The sequence below is a fragment of the Pantoea ananatis PA13 genome, from assembly GCF_000233595.1.
Lineage (GTDB): Bacteria > Pseudomonadota > Gammaproteobacteria > Enterobacterales > Enterobacteriaceae > Pantoea > Pantoea ananatis.
In genome coordinates this window covers 3,295,916-3,315,585 of record NC_017554.1, presented here as the reverse complement: position 1 = coordinate 3,315,585, position 19,670 = coordinate 3,295,916, and the positions used below count along the sequence as shown (strand labels likewise).

The window sequence follows — 19,670 nt, the reverse complement described above, 5'->3', positions numbered from 1 at the left end:
CGCATGGTGGGCTGCCCGCGACTTACTCTGGCAGTCTGTTTTGATCTTCATCGCGCTATTTTATCTCGGCTTCAGCGCCATTTTCTGATTCACCATATAGCTGGTTTGCCGTGTCGTTTGGCCAGGATTCAATGTCACCGCAGGAATAGGTATAACTGCCTAACGCCAGTTTATAGCTCAGCACGTTCTTATCGTCTATGGCCGCGCCCCAGACCACTTCCAGCGCTGGATTGTGCGTTTCAATGAAGTGCTTCGATAACTGATCAAACTTCACGGGCACGAAGCGGGAATAGGTATTGTCTGCAGTAAACGCCACGCTGGACATAAACAGATCCATCTCACTACTTTCCCGGTTTTTCAAACCTAAAAGCATGATGTTATCGGACGTTTTCACCAGTTGAAGCTTTATGGTTTTGCCGCACAGCTGCTGTCCGCTGGCAGGCAGATTACCCAGCAGCGGTGCGCGCTCCGCAAGGGCGCTGTTTGAGATTAAAACTGTCGATATAAAAAGAAAAAAAACAGTCGTCGCGCGTTTCATAAGGCCCTGTATCAAATAAAAAATCATCAGATTGCAGAGCCTGCATGTTTTAACGCTTCGCCATCTTGATCTGTTACATGAAAAGCGCAACAGATTGTCATCTGCGGCATTGACCGGTTACGCGATGTGTTTTATCGCACCAGGGTGAGTAGGCGCGATATAATATGCCGGACAGACAACCTCTGTAACACGCCGCCGGGAAAACCAGATGATAAAAGAGTGACATCATGCGCTTAATTTACTGTTCCAGAGCGATGTAAACCCTGGCGAACAACCAGGTATCTTCGCTCTGCTTTTCAACTTCTCATGCCCCTTCATGGGGTATCCAATTGGACCCGAAGGTAAAGGATTTATCCGGCTAAATCTGGCCTGTCCGCGAGCGTATCTGCAACAAGCGCTTGAAGGACTAAAGAAAATTCGGCTGTGACATCCAGACAGGCCAGCGGTCATCGTTAACCTGCTGGCCTTAATCGCGTATTACCAGGCCCATTCGTGAAGACCGCCTAAAAAATTATTCCGGCGTTTCTTCACGATAACAGGCGGCTGGCGTAAAATCGGCCAACCTGAGTGGGTTGTCTTGCAGAGTGGATCTTATGCTTATCAGCACAGAAACAGAACGGACGTATATCGCTGATAGCCGTCTTGCCTGCACCCTTGCCGCCGTGGCGGGCGCCTTAAATACCGCCGCGTTTGAGATTGTAGGATTCTTTTCCGCCAATATGACCGGTAACGTCTCTTCGCTATCCGATTTTCTGGCCAAGGCAAAGTTTCACAACGGTCTGTTTTTCCTGTTTATCGTCTGCATGTTTATTGTGGGCGCGCTCTTTTCCACATTAATTATTAATGCCGGACGCAGACGCAAAATTCGTACTATTTACGCGGTGAATATCTTTATAGAAGGCATTGCGCTGGTGGCGCTGGGCGTGATTGAGGCTCGCTATCCCATTGCTGCATCCGGTGTGGTGCTGATCCTGAGCCTGAGCTTTTTAATGGGGCTGCAAAATGCGGTGGTCACGCGTATCTCGAATGCGCGCGTCAGAACGACGCACGTGTCCGGTACCTCCACAGACATTGGCATCGAACTGGCCATGCTGTTTGATGTCCTCCGGCGAAAAGAATCACCCAAAGATGCGCCACTCTATCTGGAACGCCTGCGACTGCATACCTACACGATTCTTGCTTTTCTGGTGGGCGGCGTGGCCGGTATCTGGCTGTGGCATTTGCTGAACTACTATTTTCTGGTGCTTATCGGTCTGGGACTGATGGGCATGGCGCTGGTCGCTATGCTAAAACCTCAGCCTGCTGATGTTGCCCGTTAAGGGTGGCGCTTTTCAGGGGCCAGCACCTTGAGCGCATCATTAATCAGGCAAAACTGCGCGGGCGTTTGCCCAATAATTTCGCCGTCGGCGTTAATGTAGTGCGGACGGCGCGTATGCAGTGTGAGTGCCGTGGTGCTGAAGGTGCGTACGTTACGCCAGCGGCCCTGGGTGCCGCGCCGCAAAGAGGGGAAGAGCGCCAGCAACTGCCAGCTTCTTTTCAACTCCAGGCTGTAGACGTCCAGCAGCCCATCGTCCGGGGCCGCGCTTTGCTCTACGGTCATGCCACCGCCGTAAAAACGTCCGTTACCGACCGAAACCTGAACGGTTTTGATCGCAATAGCCTGTCCCTCATGATGTAACGTCGCACTAAAGGGGCGGCTTTGCCGCAAGATGCGCAGTGCTGCAAAAGCATAACCCAGCACGCCCCAGCGTTTTTTGGCCTGAGCCGTAAGGTTCCGCGCCAGCTCTGCCGAAAAACCGATGCTGGATACGTTCAGGAACAAATGACCATTTACCTCACCCAAATCCACAAAGCGTACGTGTCCCTGGCAAATGATGCTGACAGCCAGCTCCAGCTGAGGCGGAATCCCGAGCGTACGTGCAAAATCGTTGGCGGTGCCAAGGGGCAAAATGCCTAAGGGTAAGCCGGTCTGCATAAGGCCCGCTGCCGCCGCATTGAGGGTGCCGTCGCCCCCGCCGACAATCACCAGATCCACCTGGCTGGCATACGCGGTGATGAGCTCAGCGTAAGGACGGCTGTCGTCGTAAGCGGGTTCTAGCAGAATCAAACCGGATTGCTGCAGCAGCTGCGTGGCGCGCGCGGCATCAATGCGACCTTTACGTGAGCGCTGGTTGATTAAAAGTAATGCCGTCTTTACCCTTTGCTGCATGCTTCGTCCATTTTTAATGAAATGTTAGTGATGAAGTAACCAGAAAGTACACATGCGGGATTATCTCTTACAACCTTGCTTGCGCTACTTTACGTAAGCCCAGGACAGGAGATGGCCCTGACAAACTGCGCCAGGATTGTCTACACTGCCAGAAAATGGCACGACTCACGGGAGCACAAATGACAGAACAGCAATTTCGAACCCTGCTGGCAGAAAAAGGGTTTGCAGAGCCGGTTATTGTGGAACGGGGCGCAAACAGCGAGCTGGATCATCATGAACATCCCTTTGAGGCAATGGCTCTGATCCTGAGTGGCGATATTACCTTGTACACCGAAAATCAGGCGACCACCTATCGCGAAGGCGATATTTTTCACCTGCATGCAGGGCAGCCGCACCGCGAGACGTTTGGCGACCGAGGCGTTCGCTATCTGTCAGGCAGAAAAAGTTAATCCGGTGATGCGCCAGTGATGAACACCTTTGACGCGCTGTTTCAGCGCTTAGCCCAATCGCCTTTTCGTCAGCGTTTCCGTCTGGGGCGGGCGGAATATGACTACTGCCTGACGAAGGGAGAGGCCGATGTGGCAGCCCATGCGGCCACGTTTGTCCAGCAGCGGCTGGCTGCCAGCGCACCGCCTAATGACGGTAAACAGACGCCAATGCGCGGCCATCCGGTTTTCATCGCGCAGCACGCCACCGCGACCTGTTGTCGTGGCTGTCTGGCGAAATGGCACGGGATTGCTCAGCATCAGGCGCTGGATGATAAACATCAGGCTTATGTGGTTGCGGTGATTATGCACTGGATCCATCAGGCGATGGCGCAACCCGCGCCTGCGCCGCGCGTAAGTAAGGCCAGAGCCGCCGCCAAATCACCTTCGCCGGGCAGCCAGCAGCTGGATTTGTGGTAGAAAAGATTATGTGGCTGATGGACTTTTAACCAGTCAGGTTCGCCATATTTCATTTCAGGTCTATTCTTAAATCGTTCTTTGGTCTCCTGTGCCAGGATAATCACGCAAGACGACAAATTTCACACAAGAGGGAATTACGATGAAGAAAGCAATTATTGCACTGTCTGCTGTTTTACTGGCCTCGCCAGTTTTCGCTGCTACCACAACGGATGAAACTGTCGCTGAAGCGCACAAAGGCGCAGATACCGCTAAAGAAAAACTGCATCAGACCGAGCATAAAGGCGAAGAGCTGAAGCTGAAGTCTGAGCATGCCGCAGAAGGCAAGAGCAACTCGACCTCCAGCAAAATTTCTGAAAGCACGCAGAAAGGCTGGCACAAAACCAAAGAAGGCACCGAGAAAGGCTGGGATAAAACCAAGCAGGGTGCTGAAGACCTGAAAAATAAAGCGACTAACTAAGCCGCTTTAGTGTGAAAAAACCCACCGATGGTGGGTTTTTTTATGGCTTATTTTCGAGCCGGCTCGGCCGGAACCGTTTTCGCCTCTAAGGCCTCGGCCTTTGCGGCCTCTGCTTCTGCCGCATCCTGTTGTGCGGTATCAGACTGTTTTTTTCCTTCTTCAATAAACTCTTCATCGATCTCTTCGATGTTTTCACGGTTATCGCGTCCGGACAGCAGATTCCAGCAGGCAATGAACAGCGCGGCGATCACCGGGCCAATCACGAAGCCGTTAATGCCGTAGATTTCCATCCCACCCAACGTCGTAATCAGAATCAGGTAGTCAGGCATTTTGGTGTCTTTGCCCACCAGCAGCGGGCGCAGAATGTTATCTACCAGGCCGACAACCACGACAAAGAAGCCAACGAGGAACAACCCTTTCCACAGCGCACCGGTGGCGAAGAAGAAAATGGTCGCCGGAACCCAGATAATGGCGGAACCGACCGCAGGAACCAGTGACAGGAAGCCCATCAATGCGCCCCATAGCAGGCTGCCATCGATGCCGGTAAACCAGAAAGCCAGCCCGCCCAGAATCCCCTGCACGACGCCAACGACGACCGTGCCTTTCACCGTTGCGCGTGACACCGCAGCAAATTTCATAAACAGATGATGTTTAACGTAGGTAGACAGCGGAAGTGCTTCCAGAATGAGATGCACCAGATAGGAACCATCTTTCAGCAGGAAGAACAGCAGGTAAAGCATGATGCCGAAGCCAACGGTAAAACTGAACGTACCTTTACCGATGATAAAGGCGCTGCCCGCCAGATACTGACCGCCCTTAAGGGCAAATGCCGACAGCTTCTGCTGAATCTGCGTGGCATTGTCCAGATTATTTTCAGCCAGATAGTGTTTAGCCCAGCCCGGTAGGTGCTGTAACAAATCGGCGAAGACCACCGGAAACTGGGCGGAGTTGGTTTGCAGCTTGTGATAAACCGTGTTCACCTCCACCACCATGGATGAGGCGATGATCGCTAACGGGGTGAAAACGATCAGGCAGATGCAAACCAGCGTCAGCAGTGAGGCAAGACCGTTACGATCGCCCAGTTTGCCGCGCAGATACCTTTTGAGCGGGTGGAAGATGACGGCCAGCACCGCTGCCCACAAAATGGCCGAAAAGTAGGGCGCTAATACTTCAAAAAAGGCAATGGTGGCCATTGCTAAAATCAGAAGGAAAAACCCGACAGTAAGTCCTTTAAAGCGCATTGGATAACCTCATGTAAACATCCCTTAATAAGCACGCACGCCGATGCGGCCATTCGCAACCCGAGAGTGTATGAATGTCGCAACGGTAATCAACGATCAATTCTGTTTTTTAATCAATGTCAGACGGCATTCGTGCGGTAACGCCCTCACAACGTCGTAAAGAGGTGGCGGGGCGTAGTCTTGACATCGCCATTGGGCAAGACCTCGTTATCTGTGAATAACACCGGTCAATCCTACACTAGCGTAGCGGGTTAGGCCGTTTTTGCTGCCCGTTCGCGGTGGTTTTTTCAGCGCGCAACGCGCTTTGGGGGTAAACCTCTGGCATAACAGCTGAAATAAAAATGTCATAGGGCAATGCTAGCGTGACAACCGGCAAGGTCAGAGATAATCAGACATCAAAGGAATAATAATGAAAATGAAATTCACGCTGATTGCGGCGGCACTGCTGGTGGCGCAGCAGGCACAGGCAATTTCGTTGTCCGAGGCCAGCACGCTGGCAAACAACACCTCGCAGGGATCGTCCAGCCCGGCTTTAAACGCACTTGAATTACAGGCGCTGGCGGCAGAGCGGGCGGCCATACAACATGGCGCGCCTGCGCTCAGCCGTGACCAACTCAAGCAGGCGAAGCAGAGTGATAAACTCGCTGACTACCAGTGGCTGAAAGCCAGTGGTTATGATTTCCAGGGGAATGCGTTGCAAAAGGCAGGTATTGCCCTGTTATCAGGGTTCAGCACGCTGCCGAAAGCGGTACTGGACGCCAATCGTGCCACGGTGACATCAATTAATCTCAATGCCACTCAGGGCGAGCGCCATCAGGCGCTGGCGGACGCAGAGGGGATCAGCTATCTCTATTTTCTCGCCGATGCCCTTGGGCCGCGTTTAGGTAAAGCCTTCCTGGCCGCCTATGACAAAGGCGAAATCAATAAGGCTGCAGCCCTGATCAAAGCCAGTGAAGTCAGTACCGGTGAAGCAAAAAAACATTTTAACTATCCGCGTCCTTTCCTGCACAAAGGAAATACGATTCATCTGGTGCCGGATGATACGGTGATCAAAGACAATCATCCCTACACGGCCGATGGCGGCTCGTTCCCCAGCGGGCACACCAACACGGGCTATACCGATGCGCTGCTGCTGGCCGAGATGGTGCCGGAGCGGTTTGAAGCCTTACTGCAACGCGGCGCACGCTACGGCTATTCACGGCTGGTTCTGGGCGTGCACTATCCGCTCGACGTGATGGGCTCGCGCATGGTGGCGCAATACAACGTTGCCCATTATCTGAACGATGCCGCTTATCGGACGTTATTCAATGATGCCCGTCAACAACTGCGTAGCGCGCTGGAAAAAGAGTGTGGAACAACCCTGGCGGTGTGCGCCAAACCTGCCGGTAGCGACGATCCTTACGGCAATGGCAGCATGAAGCCGTTTTATCGCTTTACGATGAGCTATAACCTGCCCAAGGTCGCCGGGAACACGGCCAAACTGCGGGTACCGGACGGGGCCGAGGTGCTGCTGGAAACGGCCTTACCAAAGCTGTCCGCAAAACAGCGCCGTGAACTGATGGTGAAAAGTGCCTTATCTGCCGGTTATCCGCTGGGTGGACCGGGCGCCGATCAGGCATTCTGGCAGCGGCTGGATCTGGACGCCGCATACGCACAGGCCAAATCCCACAGATAAAAAACATGGGCGGGAATCTCCCGCCCATGTTTTTACAGCGTGGCCTGGGTTGGCATCATGCCAGGCACCAGAATAACCTTGCGGCATGCTTCTTCACGCTTTTCAAAAATCTCATAACCGCGAGCGGCATCTTCCAGCGGCATATGATGCGTCACGATTTCTTCCGGTTTTAAATGCCCTTTTTCAATCAGATTCAACAGATCGGGCAGGTAAGCATGCACATGCGTCTGGCCCATTTTAAAGGTCAGGCCCTTGTCAAACGCATCGCCAAACAGGAAACCATGAATAAATCCCGCATATACGCCGGGCACGCTGACAATGCCGCCACGGCGAACCGCAGCGATACATTGACGTAACGCTTTCCCGCTGCTGCCTTCTAGTTTCAGGTTGGTTAGCACTGTTTCGGTCATGCTGCCTTTGGCTTCAAAACCCACCGCGTCAATCACGGCGTCCACACCGCGGTGTCCCGCGCTGTGCTCAATAATCCAGGCGGCGGGATCGTCGTTGTTATCAAAGTTGATGGGGATCACGCCGTAGCGCTCTCTGGCAAAATTCAGCCGGTAGTCATTGTGATCGATCATGTAGATCTGCTCTGCACCTTCCAGTCGGGCACAGGCGGCACTGAGCAGGCCCACAGGACCTGCGCCAAAAATAGCGACGCTCGATCCCTGTTTAATCTCGGCATTTTTCACCGCCTGCCAGGCCGTAGGCAAAATGTCGGACAGGAACAGAACCTTTTCGTCTGAAAGGGTGTTCGGCACTTTAAAAGGGCCGGCGTTGGCCTTAGGCACGCGCACGTATTCTGCCTGACCACCGGGCACTCCGCCATAGAGTTTACTGTAGCCAAACAGGGCCGCCGGCGGAGTAATGCTTTTGCGGTTTAGCGCCGCGCCTTTGCCGCTGTTGGTGTTTTCACACGCGGCATACTGATGCAGATGACAAAAAAAGCAGTCACCGCAGGCGATAACAAACGGGATCACCACGCGGTCGCCTTTTGCCACGGCCGTTACCGCACTGCCGGCTTCCACCACTTCACCCATGAACTCGTGGCCGAAAATATCGCCATGATCGGTGCCGGGAATTTTTCCTCGATAAAGGTGCAGGTCAGAGCCACAGATCGCCGTGGCCGTTACGCGCAGAATAATATCATCGGCGGCTTCCAGTCCGGGATCGGCAACGTTATCAACGCTGACTTTATGAGGGCCGTGATAGGTTAACGCTTTCATAGAGTCGACTCCTGTAAATCACTGGACGGCAACCGCCGATCGGGCGGCTGCATTAACAGCGCGGTTGAGCGCACTGTCCTGTCCAAAACGTTAAAGGTGATTGAAGTGTAGTGAGGAAAAAATGGGTAAGCAGAGCGGTATCCGCAAACTATGGCGGACGGGGCAGGCCGTAACGCCGTCATCACACGTTTTCCCCTGTTTTTGCCGGACAGGTGCACGATATGGCGCTTAACTTGAATTTTTACCGTCAGATAGTGTAAAAAATGGGGCGCAATCGATTACGTCCTGACGGGGCGGGCTGAATCTGGCAGGTTGCACACATGCGTTGATGGCGAAAAACGCCAACCCTTTACCCGCTGCAAGCCTTGATTCAGGCTGATGCATATTCTGGAAGATCTGATGAAAACCTCGCAAACCCGCACGCTGGAAACCCCTCACGTTAATGATGAAACTGGCTGGCGAAAAACGGATACCGTCTGGATGCTAGGTTTATATGGCACCGCTATCGGTGCGGGCGTGTTGTTTCTGCCGATCAATGCGGGCATGGGGGGACTGTTACCCTTGATCGTTATGGCGGTGCTGGCGTTTCCCTTGACCTTCTTTGCCCATCGGGCCTTAACGCGTTTTGTCCTCTCTGGCAGCAATCCGGCAGGGGATATCACCGACGTGGTTGAAGAGCATTTTGGCGCAGGGGCGGGCAAACTGATTACGCTGCTCTATTTTTTTGCCATTTACCCTATTTTGCTGATGTACAGCGTAGCCATGACTAATACGGTTGAAAGCCTGATGGTGAACCAACTGGGCCTGGTGCCGCCGCCGCGTGCGCTCCTGTCGTTGATATTGATTATCGGCATGATGACGGTGGTGCGCTTTGGCAAAAGCATGATTGTGAAAGCGATGAGCGTCCTGGTTTATCCGTTTGTCGCCGTGTTGATGCTGATGGCGTGTTGTCTGATTCCTTACTGGCACGGGGCCGCACTGGAAACCCTCAATACGGGCAGCGGGCGCAATCTGTGGATGACGCTGTGGCTTGCCCTGCCGGTCATGGTATTCTCGTTTAATCACTCGCCAATCATCTCCTCGTTCGCCCTGGCGAAGCGGCAGGAGTACGGCGAGCAGGCCGAGCGAAAATGCTCCCGGATTCTGGCCTGCGCGCACCTTTTGATGGTGCTTACCGTGATGTTCTTTGTCTTCAGCTGCGTACTCAGCCTCTCGCCGCAAGACTTACAGTCCGCTAAAGCGCAAAACATTTCGATCTTGTCCTACCTTGCCAACCATTTTAATGCGCCGCTTATCGCCTGGATTGGGCCGTTGATAGCCGTGGTGGCGATCACCAAGTCATTCCTTGGCCACTATCTGGGCGCACGTGAAGGGTTCAACGGCATGGTGAATAAAGCGCTCCGTAGCCGGGGCAAAGCGATGGCCCCTGACAGGCTGAATCGTCTGACGGCCGTGTTTATGCTGCTGACAACCTGGCTGGTGGCAACGCTCGATCCCAATATCCTCAAAATGATTGAAACGCTGGGCGGCCCGATCATTGCCGTAATTCTGTTTTTGATGCCGATGTACGCTATCCAGCGGGTGCCCGCTATGCGTCAATACAGTGGCAAACTCAGTAATCTGTTTGTGATGCTCGCCGGGCTGATCGCCATTTCGGCCATTTTTTATTCGCTGCTTAAGGCGTAATTCTCATTGATATCAAGGCGCCGTCCGATCCTTATGCCGGGACGGCGCCAACCTGAGACAGCGTTCAGACGTATTCATTAAACAAAGGTTTATATTTGTTACGAATTAGCATGGTAAAGTTAACGAGAATAATTCTTATTTCTCAACAGGGTTAATAAACATGAAATTCGGTATTTTTGCAGCCACGTTGCTGGCCTCAACGGTCTGTTCGGCCACCACCTATCCTCTGACCGTAACGGATGTGGATGGACAGACGATTACGCTGCAGAAAGAACCTCAGCACGTCATTCTCCAGGACGGGCGAGACATCATGACGCTGGCGCTGCTGGACCGGGATAACCCTTTTAAACGGGTTGTGGCATGGAATAACCTGCCAAAGAAACAGGATACGCAAACCTGGGCGCTGCTGAAGAAAACCTGGCCGCAGGCTGAAAAGATTGTGGATATGGGCTTCAACGATCAGGGGCAGGTGAACCTCGAAAGCGTATTGGCAAAGAAACCGGATATCATGATTGCGCAGTTGCGTGCCAAACCTGCGCTGATGCAGTCGGGAGTGCTGACCACGCTCAAAAGCCTGAACATCCCGGTCGTGTTTGTTGACTATGAACTGCATCCTAAAGAAAACACCGTGCCGGGTATTACGCTGCTGGGTAAAGTGCTGAACCGTGAAGCCGAGGCGAAGGCCTACACCGATTTTTACCAGCAGCACTGGCAGAATCTGCAGAAGGGCATTGACCAGGTTAAAACCAAACCCACCGTCTTTATTGAACCGATAGCCGGCAACAGCGACAGCTGCTGCTTTACGCATAGCCACAGCGGCTGGGGTGGACTGGTGGAAGCGGTCGGCGGCAAAAATATCGGATCGACTTTGCTGCCGGGTAACGCAGGTTTTGTTTCCCTTGAGAAAATCATTGCCATGAAGCCGGACGTTTACATCATGACGGGGTCAAAACGTTCCAACAGTAATGTACTGCCGTTCGGTTACGGATCGGACAGGAAAGCGGTTGCGGCAACCTTTACGACGTTGTTGAAGCGTACAGGATTAGCGCAGATTGAGCCGGTAAAACAGGGGCGCACCTACGGGATCTATCACCACTTCTACAACCATCCTTACAACATTATCGGGATGGAGATTCTGGCAAAAGATTTGTATCCAAAGCAGTTTAGTCAGCTCGATCCGGTGGCGGATTACCATCAAATCATCCGCAGGTTTACAAAATTACCGGATGCGCCTGTGCTGCTGAGTTATCCCTGATGGTCATCCGTTCAGGCGTAAAGCGCGCCTGAACGGATAAAACTGAACACCCGTTTTCAGGTTTGCGATGTGCAGCGGTGTATTTCTTATTGGATCAAACCGGCATGTAAAATATATCCGAGCCGTTTTTCATCCAACTGTCATTAACCAGAGGTTATTATTTCATCCCGACACTTGTGATGTGGTGTTGTCTGCTTTGCTTCTCCCTTTTTCTCTTAAGGGGCATTTTTCAGTTTACTGGCTATGACGATAACTTCCCGATCTCAGGATCGGGGTTTTATTTTGATGCCTCGCCAGGTTTGAGTCCCCAAACGATTTTCCGCAAGGTATCTGTGTTTCACGCCTGATGCAGCGTGCCTGACGAGAGAGAGACGCCGTCCGCGCCTGTTTAGCGCGCTGACTTTTAAGAGTTTTGGTCATTCTTATTTCTTCCAGTTACGACAATAGTAATGGCAACGGCGCTGAGTCGCCGTTACCACTGGAGGCAGTACCATGAAAAAAATAAAATCAGGTTTGATTATCGCCCTTTTAGCATACAGCACGATGTACAGCAGCCCTGGGCTGGCACAGGGGCCAGGCGGCCCAGACGGTCCGTGGCATCATCCTGGCCGCGGTCCCGGCGGCGATGGCCCGCCAGGCCTGGATCGCGATGGACCTCCCGGCCACCGGCCTGGCCCGCCACCGCCAGATGTGCGGCGCGATTATCATCACGATCGCTTTGCCTGGCGCGGTCATGAGTTTCGCCGTGGTGGTCCTGTACCGCGAGAGTACTGCGGTGAAGATTATCGGGTTGATGACTGGCGTGAGCGTGGTCTGAGAGAACCGCCGCCGGGTCAGCACTGGGCCGACATCGACGGTAACTATGTTTTGATTGCCGCCGCCACCGGCATTATTACCTCGCTGATCCTGAATAACGCGTTTCAATAGCGACACAGGGATGGCCGATGCCATCCCTTTTTTATGCACCGAACGCCCGTTACCAGGCTATTCTGACAGTTAATCCTGAACGTTTACCTGCTAAGGAGTTCTGATGACCACGGTTAAGATGGTTGCTGTTGATATGGATGGCACCTTTCTGGATGACAAAAAGCAGTATAACCGCGCGCGTTTCCTCGCCTGTTACCACCAGCTCACTCAGCGACATATCAAATTTGTCGTGGCCAGCGGCAATCAATACCATCAACTCCGCTCATTTTTCCCTGAGATCGCCAATGAGATTGCGTTTGTCGCAGAAAACGGCGCGTTAATTATCGATCGTGATCAAGAACTGTTCTGCGGTTCTTTTAGCCGTAATGACATTGATGCGGTACTCGATACGCTTGAAAATGGCCACTATCCTGATCTGCGCTATCTGCTCTGCGGACGTGAGAGCGCCTACTACTTCGAAGGGATGGATGAGAAGTGGCTGGTCAAGATGCGGCATTATTGCCACCGGCTCAGGCCCATTCGTTCTCTTGATGAGGTTGCCGACGACAAAATACTTAAGTTTGCCCTTAATCTGTCTGATGAGTATGTCGAGCCTTTAATGGCGGATATCCAGCGCCTGCACGAAGGTTCGGCGGCGGCAACATCGAGCGGGCACGGTTCGGTTGACTTAATCGTTCCTGGTCAGCATAAAGCTAACGGCCTGAACCTGCTGGCGCAGCGCTGGGGCATTTCTCACGATCGGGTACTGGCCTTTGGCGACGGCGGTAACGATCTCGAGATGCTGCAGCAGTCGGGTTTCAGTTTCGCGATGAGCAATGCGCCGCAGCGGGTTAAAGACGCCGCGCGCTTCCTGGCACCCGCGAATAATGATGAAGGTGTGCTACAGGTGATCGAGCAAATGCTTGCAGGTGAAACGCCCTTTGGCGGGGCGGAACAGGGGGAATGTGCGGGCTAAAACACCGCCCGCACTACGCTTACGCGCTGACCGGCCAGGCGCGTGTAATCATGTCGCGCATCTCATCTTTGCTGTAGCTGACGAGGCTGTTTTTACTGTTGGCCCGGGCCAGGATCCAGTCGATATCCGACGGGCTTAACGTTGGCCCCTCCTGCCAGAACGTCATAATGGCTGAGCGTTGTAGCCAGGCTTTGAGATAGCGCGCGGGTGAATCGGTCTCCTCGTCAAAAAGCTGCGCATGCATTTCATCCATGAGCTGACGCTGGCGCGCATGCTGGCTGTCTGCAAGATGATCCAGAAACGTGAACAGCAGCCTGCCGCACACTTCACCATGATGCAAGGGTTTAATCGCGCCCAGCTCTCCGGCGATGCCGTGAATGACGCCCAGCCCCGCGCTGCTCAGGCTGACACCGCCCAACCAGGACGCCATCATCATCGCCTCACGCGCGCGATCGCCGGTTTCGTCTTGTTGGTTTTGCCGAGGCCATCCCTGAATAAACTGACGCAGTCCGGTAAGGGCTAACTGGCGCGTAAAGAGGTTGCCCTTGCTGGAAAGATAGGCTTCAAATAAATGGGTAAACGCGTCGATTCCACAGGTGGCCAGCACCTTATCGGGGGCGCCCTTAAGCAAGTCAGGATCGAGAATCGCGACCTGTGGCACGAACACCGGATGGCGCAACGATGCTTTTATCTGGATATCCCGCTGGTCAGTTACGACGGCGTTCTGCGTGACCTCACTGCCGGTGCCCGCCGTAGTGGGAATCGCGATGAGCGGCAAGGTAACGGCGCTGACTGCCGTGTCTCCGACTTTTTCCAGGTAGCGGGCGGTGGGAAGCGGGTGCTGAATCATGGCGCTGAAGGCCTTGGCGGCATCCAGAACACTGCCGCCTCCTACGGCGATAACCCGATCGACATGGCCGCGCCAGCGCGCCACCCAGCCATCAATATCGGCAGGCGAGGCCTCGTTGCTCACAATTTCATAACCCACAATGTGATCGTTCAGCGTGGTTTTAATTCGGGCATAGGCGTCGCCCTGTAAGAACGAACGGCCGCAAAAGAGCAGGGTAGCCTGGGGTTGGGCGGCCAACAGGGGAATCAGTTTGTTAAGGCTTCCCTGGCCGAAAAGGGTTTGTTGATTGCTGTACAGCTCACTCAGATTGTCACTCACCAGCGCATCCTTTTATATCTTCGCTAAAATCTGAGTGTAACGAAAAGCGGGCGATCGGCCCCGGGAAACTTTCTTATAGCGAGGGGAGCAAAAGTTGATCGTCTTCGCAAAACGCAAATTCAACGACGTGGAGTGATGCTTTAACACGGATGTTACCCTTAACATGTTATCGGTAACAGGCGTTGTCAAAATGTTACGACCATGGCAGCGCCCCAATTTTGCGCGTCCTCCGGGACGACGATAACAAAGCGGCACTGAGAAGATTCAGAGCATCAGGTGGAGAAAAATTATGCCATTACTCTATGTGGCGATTGGCGTGGCATTACTGTTACTGCTGATGATTCGCTTTAAACTCAACGGCTTTATCGCACTGATTTTGGTCGCCCTGGCGGTAGGGATCATGCAGGGCATGCCGGTCAACAAAGTCATTCTTTCGATTAAAAACGGCGTCGGCGGGACGCTGGGCGGACTGGCGCTGATCATGGGATTTGGTGCCATGCTCGGTAAATTACTGGCCGACTGTGGTGGTGCACAACGTATCGCCACCACATTGATCGATAAATTTGGCACAAGGCAAATCCAGTGGGCGCTGGTGCTGACCGGTTTTATCGTTGGTTTTGCCTTGTTCTACGAAGTGGGCTTTGTGCTGATGCTGCCGCTGGTGTTTAGCGTTGCGGCTTCTGCACGGGTACCGCTGCTGTTTGTTGGCGTTCCTATGGCGGCGGCGTTGTCTGTCACCCATGGTTTTTTACCGCCTCATCCTGGCCCAACGGCAATAGCGACGCTGTTTAACGCCGATATGGGAAAAACCCTGCTTTTTGGTACCTTACTGGGCATTCCGACCGTTATCCTGGCGGGGCCGGTCTACGCGCGTTTCCTCAAAGGCATTGATAAGCCTATCCCTGAAGGGCTCTACAACCCCAAAACCTTTAGTGAAACCGAAATGCCAGGCTTTGGCGTCAGCGTCTGGACATCGCTTGTTCCGGTCATCCTGATGGCACTGCGTGCGGTAGCGGAGATGGTGCTGCCCAAGGGACACGCGCTGTTGCCTTATGCCGAGTTCTTTGGCGATCCTGTTATGGCGACGCTAATTGCCGTGCTGATTGCGATCTTCACCTTTGGTCTGAACCGCGGGCGCAGCATGGAACAGGTGATGGACACGTTAAGCGATTCCATCAAAATTATTGCCATGATGCTGCTGATTATCGGCGGCGGTGGGGCCTTCAAGCAGGTTCTGGTGGACAGCGGCGTGGATAAATACATTGCCAATATGATGCATGCCACCAATTTGTCGCCGTTGTTTATGGCCTGGTCTATTGCTGCTGTGCTGCGTATCGCGCTTGGCTCGGCAACCGTGGCGGCGATTACCGCCGGAGGCATTGTCGCGCCGTTAATTGTAACCAGCGGTGCCAGTCCTGAATTAATGGTGATAGCTGTGGGGTCGGGCAGTGTGATTTTTTCACACGTTAACGATCCAGGATTCTGGCTGTTTAAAGAGTATTTCAACCTGACGATAGGCGAAACCATCCGCTCCTGGTCAGCACTGGAAACGATTATATCAGTGTGTGGTTTAGTGGGATGCTTGCTACTTTCTTACGTGGTGTAAGGGCGCCTGCACGTGACAAAAGGGCCGCGCAAACATGGCGGCCCCTGCCGTTAATCTGACGCTTCAAAGCCCGCTTTTACCATCTGTTCTCGCAGTGCGCGGGCGATCTCCCGGTTACCTCCGGTAACCGGATAAATCACGTTATTCACCACATCATCAAGGTAATGCTCCGCAAATTCCTGTCGGGTAAGTTGCGTGCCGCCTTCATCATTAATGGCGAAAAAACCTTTGATTTGTTCACCGCTGTCTTTTGCCTTCAGGCTGTAGCGGCCCATGCTGGTATTAATGCTACTCATAAGGTCTCTCTCCCTGCTTTGCATTTTTAGTGTCAAAACCGTCGAGCTGTCCTGTCCGCCTAAATTTTAGCCAGAGATGATTCTTAAAACGAAGCGACAGGGGCGACAAAAAGGCCGCTATGCGATGCTTCTCACAGAAAATCACAATTAAAGCTGAATGTTGCTTTCATAGTTGAGAACGCAATAAGCAAAAAGCACATCGCTGAATTTTGCCTATACTGTTATGGGAATGTTTTTTAATGGTAAGGGAGAGGAAATGAAAATAATTCTGTGGATTATCGCCATTATTTTTATCGTGGGACTGTTGACCCTGACAGGGGTATTCAAACTGATTTTCTGATTCGACGGGCATCTTGACGGGTGCCCGCAGCCCGACCATTGAGCATTTCTCTTGACACCGCGAGCCGGTAAGATTTTCATCCTGCTACCTGCTACCTGCTACCTGCTACCTGCTACCTGCTACCTGCTACCTGCTACCTGCTACCTGCTACCTGGTTAAGCGAGCGCATTTTTACTGGCATTGCCCCAATCCTTAATCATTCTTTATGTGGTTTACCTGAGGTGGTGTGATGGTAAAAGTCGCTGTTTATCACTGCTCGCCCCGTTCGGCGCCTGTATGAAGGCGCGACGTGATGTTGCGTAAGTGTTGAGTTTGGTTGTGAAAACTACAGAACTTAGTGGAAATGTTGAAAGTTCTTGCTGTTTGGGCTTGGTTCATCTTTTTTGCGCTAAAATTGCTCGTGCTTTATTACGTCAATGATAATTACATGCTGAATACCCTGAGCATTTTTTTTTAAATTTCGGGTCAGGCGGGTCTTCCCGTTGCTGATTTTCAGCATGGAACACTGCGTTCAATCAATAAGAGACAGGTAATACCGAAGTGAACAGGTACCTTTTAACAATGTTATCAGCTCCATTACTGGCGCTGTTTTTTTCTTTTTCCCTCCAGGCCGCTATGCTCTCCCAAGAGATTAAATCAGGCTGGGATACCTTTACCGGCAACGTCCAGCAAACCTGGCAACAGCCTGATGCAATTGATGTTTATGTGCCCGCCATCACCTGGCACAACCGCTGGACGTATGATGAAGAGCATATTCACAGATATAACGAACGTCCCTGGGGCGCCGGTGGTGGCGTTTCGCGTTACGATGAGAAAGGGAACTGGCACGGCCTTTACCTGATGGCGTTCAAAGATTCTTTCAACAAGTGGGAACCGTTTGGCGGTTACGGCTGGGAGGCCACCTGGCGACCTTTGCAGGATCAAAATTTTCACTATGGTCTGGGCTATACCGCAGGGGTAACGGCACGGCATAACTGGGGATACTATCCTGTTCCGGCCATATTACCGTTGGCGTCAATAGGTTATGGTTCGCTGAACTTTCAAATGACTTATATTCCAGGTACTTACAACAACGGGAACGTGTATTTTGCCTGGCTGCGCTGGCAGTTTTAAGCTCTGGAGCCAGTGAAAAAGTAACCAAAGGGTAAATAATAGCGATATTTATCACTTTTTCATCAAATCAGGCTGGACAAAACCCTCAGCAATTGCTGTACTAGATGGCGACACAGTTTAGTGTCCATTTTTCATGTAAAGGTAATATAGATGTCTAAGATTAAAGGTAACGTTAAGTGGTTTAATGAATCTAAAGGATTCGGTTTCATTACTCCTGAAGATGGCAGCAAAGATGTATTCGTACACTTCTCTGCGATCCAGAGCAATGGCTTCAAAACTCTGGCTGAAGGTCAGCGTGTAGAGTTTGAAATCACTGACGGCGCAAAAGGCCCATCTGCTGCTAACGTTATCAGTCTGTAAGTTAACAGTCAGAATTCTAAAAACCCGCCTTCTGGCGGGTTTTTTTATGCCGGTACGTGTCACATTTCTGGCTGAAGGAAGAAGCGGCTTTAAGGCGCAATTGCAGTGCTGCAACTGCCACTGCCTCGTCCCCGGATCATTTCCTGCACATCACGCCCTCCCGCGCTTTTCGATATCACGCTGGCACACTGCGCCAGACAGACTACTGCAGCACGATAACCGCCAGTAAACTGCGGCGCGAGTCACAGATAATCCTTGTAACATAATCATAACAACTCGCAGGGGGAGCATTTTAGCGCGTCTCAGGTTATAACTGACTCTCCGCATAACAGATAAAGAGGTGCCAGGATGGATATTCGTCCGGCTCAGGCGAAGGACAGCTTCGTACTGAGCGCGTTGTTAAGTGAACTCGGTTATGGCGGTACAGAGCATTTTATTGAACAACGTCTGGCCCAGCTGATGACGGATCCCAATGAAAAGCTGCTGATCGCAGAACAGGGTAATCATGTACTGGGATTCCTTTCCCTGCATTTTATCCCTCAGTTGGCGCTGGCAGGGGATTTTGCCCGTATCAGCTATTTTTGCATCGCGGACGGTGAGCGCAGCAAAGGTGTGGGCCAGAAACTGCTCCAGCATGCAGAAGCCCTGGCAGCGCAGCACGGCTGCGACCGCATGGAAGTTCACTGTCATGCTTCACGTCTTAAAGCTAACCAGTTTTATGGCCGTGAAGGCTATGTTGAATCACCACGCTACCATGTGAAAGCCCTTCAGCCTTTGTAAGAGCATTGAAAGGTTACCAAAGGGCCTGTATCACGGCAGTACTGCTTTCAGGGAGAACCCACGATGAAAGTCGCATTAGGGCAATTTGCGGTTCAGCGTGACTGGCAGGAAAACGCCATAACCTGCCAGGACATGATGGACAAGGCCAGCCGTGCCGGGGCCGATCTGCTGGTTCTGCCAGAAGCGGTGCTGGCCACTGATATCACTAATCCCGATTTCATACTGGAAGCCGCTCAGTCGCCTGACGGGCCGTTTCTGTCGCAACTGCTTAGCGCCAGCAAAGGCCATGGGCTGACTACCGTGCTGGGAATGCATATGCCGGGCAGTGAGCGCAAAGTATTTAACGTGCTGGTGGTCATTCGTGATGGCAAGATCGTGGCAGAATACCGCAAGCTGCATCTGTACGATGCGTTCGCGATGCAGGAATCAAAGCGGGTTGAAGCCGGACAAGAGATTCCGCCGCTGGTGGACGTTGCGGGCATGAAAGTCGGGCTGATGACCTGCTACGATGTGCGTTTTCCCGAGCTGTCGCGGCGTCTGGCGCTGGAGGGGGCCGAGGTGTTGGTCTTACCCTCCGCATGGGTCAAAGGGGCGCTAAAAGAGATGCATTGGGATTTACTTACCCGCACGCGCGCGCTGGAAAATACCTGTTATGTGGTGGCTGTAGGCGAGTGCGGTATGCGTAATATTGGCAATAGCATGGTGGTCGATCCCCTTGGCGTACCGATAAGCCGGGCGGCCGAGTCCCAGGCACTTATTTTTGCCGAGCTCGATCCACAAAGAATCGCAACAGCGCGCGCAATGCTGCCGGTGCTGGATAACCGCCGTTTTAGCCGGCCCGAACTGGATGGAACGCGCTAACCGGGGGCAGGGATCATCGCTACCCGATTGGGCCTGAAACCTGACGGCGCCGCTGCGCGATCTTAATCTGTT

Annotated in this window: 21 protein-coding genes; 15 read left to right on the top strand and 6 right to left on the bottom strand. The window is 52.8% G+C overall.

Annotated elements, in window-relative coordinates; genetic code table 11:
- Positions 1-55: 55 nt before the first annotated feature.
- On the bottom strand, positions 56-538 hold the full coding sequence (locus tag PAGR_RS15645) for a hypothetical protein (RefSeq protein ID WP_228225307.1): 483 nt from the start codon (positions 536-538) through the stop codon (positions 56-58).
- Between the two features lie 593 nt (positions 539-1,131).
- On the opposite strand from PAGR_RS15645, the gene PAGR_RS15640 reads away from it, so the two are divergent.
- Positions 1,132-1,857 carry a YoaK family protein gene (locus tag PAGR_RS15640; protein ID WP_014606331.1) on the top strand — a complete coding sequence of 242 codons (726 nt, stop codon included), beginning with the start codon at positions 1,132-1,134 and terminating at the stop codon, positions 1,855-1,857.
- On the opposite strand, the gene PAGR_RS15635 is transcribed toward PAGR_RS15640, so the two are convergent.
- Positions 1,854-2,747 (bottom strand): lipid kinase, encoded by an 894-nt coding sequence (locus tag PAGR_RS15635; RefSeq protein WP_014606330.1) that lies wholly within the window; start codon positions 2,745-2,747, stop codon positions 1,854-1,856. The two genes, PAGR_RS15640 and PAGR_RS15635, sit on opposite strands and share 4 nt — an antisense overlap.
- 179 nt (positions 2,748-2,926) lie before the next feature.
- Between PAGR_RS15635 and PAGR_RS15630 the strand changes: the two genes are divergently transcribed.
- From PAGR_RS15630 to PAGR_RS15620, 3 genes are all read left to right on the top strand, one after another.
- Positions 2,927-3,196, top strand: coding sequence for a cupin domain-containing protein (locus tag PAGR_RS15630; RefSeq protein ID WP_014606329.1), 270 nt, complete (start codon positions 2,927-2,929; stop codon positions 3,194-3,196).
- A gap of 18 nt (positions 3,197-3,214) precedes the next feature.
- Complete coding sequence (locus tag PAGR_RS15625; protein WP_014606328.1) at positions 3,215-3,652, top strand: DUF4186 domain-containing protein; 438 nt, start codon at positions 3,215-3,217, stop codon at positions 3,650-3,652.
- Positions 3,653-3,791: 139 nt separating this feature from the next.
- Positions 3,792-4,109 (top strand): KPN_00521 family repetitive protein, encoded by a 318-nt coding sequence (locus PAGR_RS15620; protein ID WP_013024991.1) that lies wholly within the window; start codon positions 3,792-3,794, stop codon positions 4,107-4,109.
- 47 nt (positions 4,110-4,156) lie between these two features.
- On the opposite strand, the gene PAGR_RS15615 is transcribed toward PAGR_RS15620, so the two are convergent.
- A complete protein-coding gene (locus tag PAGR_RS15615; protein ID WP_013024992.1) occupies positions 4,157-5,350 on the bottom strand; it encodes an AI-2E family transporter in 1,194 nt (397 codons plus the stop codon).
- A gap of 409 nt (positions 5,351-5,759) precedes the next feature.
- Between PAGR_RS15615 and PAGR_RS15610 the strand changes: the two genes are divergently transcribed.
- Positions 5,760-7,025: an acid phosphatase gene (locus PAGR_RS15610; protein WP_014606327.1), complete on the top strand. Its 1,266-nt coding sequence runs from the start codon at positions 5,760-5,762 to the stop codon at positions 7,023-7,025.
- Positions 7,026-7,057: 32 nt separating this feature from the next.
- Here the strand turns inward: PAGR_RS15610 and PAGR_RS15605 are convergent, their stop codons facing one another.
- Positions 7,058-8,251, bottom strand: a complete 1,194-nt coding sequence (locus PAGR_RS15605; protein WP_014606326.1) for a zinc-dependent alcohol dehydrogenase — start codon at positions 8,249-8,251, stop codon at positions 7,058-7,060.
- Positions 8,252-8,650: 399 nt separating this feature from the next.
- On the opposite strand from PAGR_RS15605, the gene PAGR_RS15600 reads away from it, so the two are divergent.
- The 4 genes from PAGR_RS15600 (at position 8,651) to PAGR_RS15585 (ending at position 13,074) form a co-directional block, all read left to right on the top strand.
- On the top strand, positions 8,651-9,937 hold the full coding sequence (locus tag PAGR_RS15600; protein WP_041456164.1) for an HAAAP family serine/threonine permease: 1,287 nt from the start codon (positions 8,651-8,653) through the stop codon (positions 9,935-9,937).
- 160 nt (positions 9,938-10,097) lie between these two features.
- Complete coding sequence (locus tag PAGR_RS15595) at positions 10,098-11,192, top strand: ABC transporter substrate-binding protein (RefSeq protein ID WP_013024996.1); 1,095 nt, start codon at positions 10,098-10,100, stop codon at positions 11,190-11,192.
- A 492-nt stretch (positions 11,193-11,684) separates the two neighbouring features.
- Entirely contained in the window at positions 11,685-12,119 is a 435-nt protein-coding gene (locus tag PAGR_RS15590; RefSeq protein WP_014606324.1) for an RcnB family protein, read from the top strand.
- 103 nt (positions 12,120-12,222) lie between these two features.
- Positions 12,223-13,074: a Cof-type HAD-IIB family hydrolase gene (locus PAGR_RS15585; RefSeq protein ID WP_014606323.1), complete on the top strand. Its 852-nt coding sequence runs from the start codon at positions 12,223-12,225 to the stop codon at positions 13,072-13,074.
- Positions 13,075-13,093: 19 nt separating this feature from the next.
- On the opposite strand, the gene PAGR_RS15580 is transcribed toward PAGR_RS15585, so the two are convergent.
- Positions 13,094-14,242: an iron-containing alcohol dehydrogenase gene (locus PAGR_RS15580; RefSeq protein ID WP_014606322.1), complete on the bottom strand. Its 1,149-nt coding sequence runs from the start codon at positions 14,240-14,242 to the stop codon at positions 13,094-13,096.
- A 289-nt stretch (positions 14,243-14,531) separates the two neighbouring features.
- Here PAGR_RS15580 and gntT point away from each other — a divergent pair, with 289 nt between their 5' ends.
- Positions 14,532-15,848 carry a gluconate transporter gene (gene gntT, locus PAGR_RS15575; RefSeq protein WP_014606321.1) on the top strand — a complete coding sequence of 439 codons (1,317 nt, stop codon included), beginning with the start codon at positions 14,532-14,534 and terminating at the stop codon, positions 15,846-15,848.
- A 50-nt stretch (positions 15,849-15,898) separates the two neighbouring features.
- Here the strand turns inward: gntT and PAGR_RS15570 are convergent, their stop codons facing one another.
- Positions 15,899-16,144: a hypothetical protein gene (locus PAGR_RS15570; RefSeq protein WP_014606320.1), complete on the bottom strand. Its 246-nt coding sequence runs from the start codon at positions 16,142-16,144 to the stop codon at positions 15,899-15,901.
- A 223-nt stretch (positions 16,145-16,367) separates the two neighbouring features.
- Between PAGR_RS15570 and PAGR_RS24445 the strand changes: the two genes are divergently transcribed.
- From PAGR_RS24445 to PAGR_RS15550, 5 genes are all read left to right on the top strand, one after another.
- Complete coding sequence (locus PAGR_RS24445) at positions 16,368-16,484, top strand: small membrane protein YohP (protein WP_441338923.1); 117 nt, start codon at positions 16,368-16,370, stop codon at positions 16,482-16,484.
- 540 nt (positions 16,485-17,024) lie between these two features.
- Entirely contained in the window at positions 17,025-17,597 is a 573-nt protein-coding gene (gene pagP, locus PAGR_RS15565; protein ID WP_029568529.1) for a lipid IV(A) palmitoyltransferase PagP, read from the top strand.
- A gap of 150 nt (positions 17,598-17,747) precedes the next feature.
- Positions 17,748-17,957 carry a transcription antiterminator/RNA stability regulator CspE gene (cspE, locus tag PAGR_RS15560; RefSeq protein WP_006118399.1) on the top strand — a complete coding sequence of 70 codons (210 nt, stop codon included), beginning with the start codon at positions 17,748-17,750 and terminating at the stop codon, positions 17,955-17,957.
- A 348-nt stretch (positions 17,958-18,305) separates the two neighbouring features.
- Complete coding sequence (locus PAGR_RS15555; protein WP_013025004.1) at positions 18,306-18,737, top strand: GNAT family N-acetyltransferase; 432 nt, start codon at positions 18,306-18,308, stop codon at positions 18,735-18,737.
- A gap of 63 nt (positions 18,738-18,800) precedes the next feature.
- Entirely contained in the window at positions 18,801-19,598 is a 798-nt protein-coding gene (locus tag PAGR_RS15550; RefSeq protein WP_014606317.1) for a deaminated glutathione amidase, read from the top strand.
- The last annotated feature ends 72 nt before the right edge of the window (positions 19,599-19,670 follow it).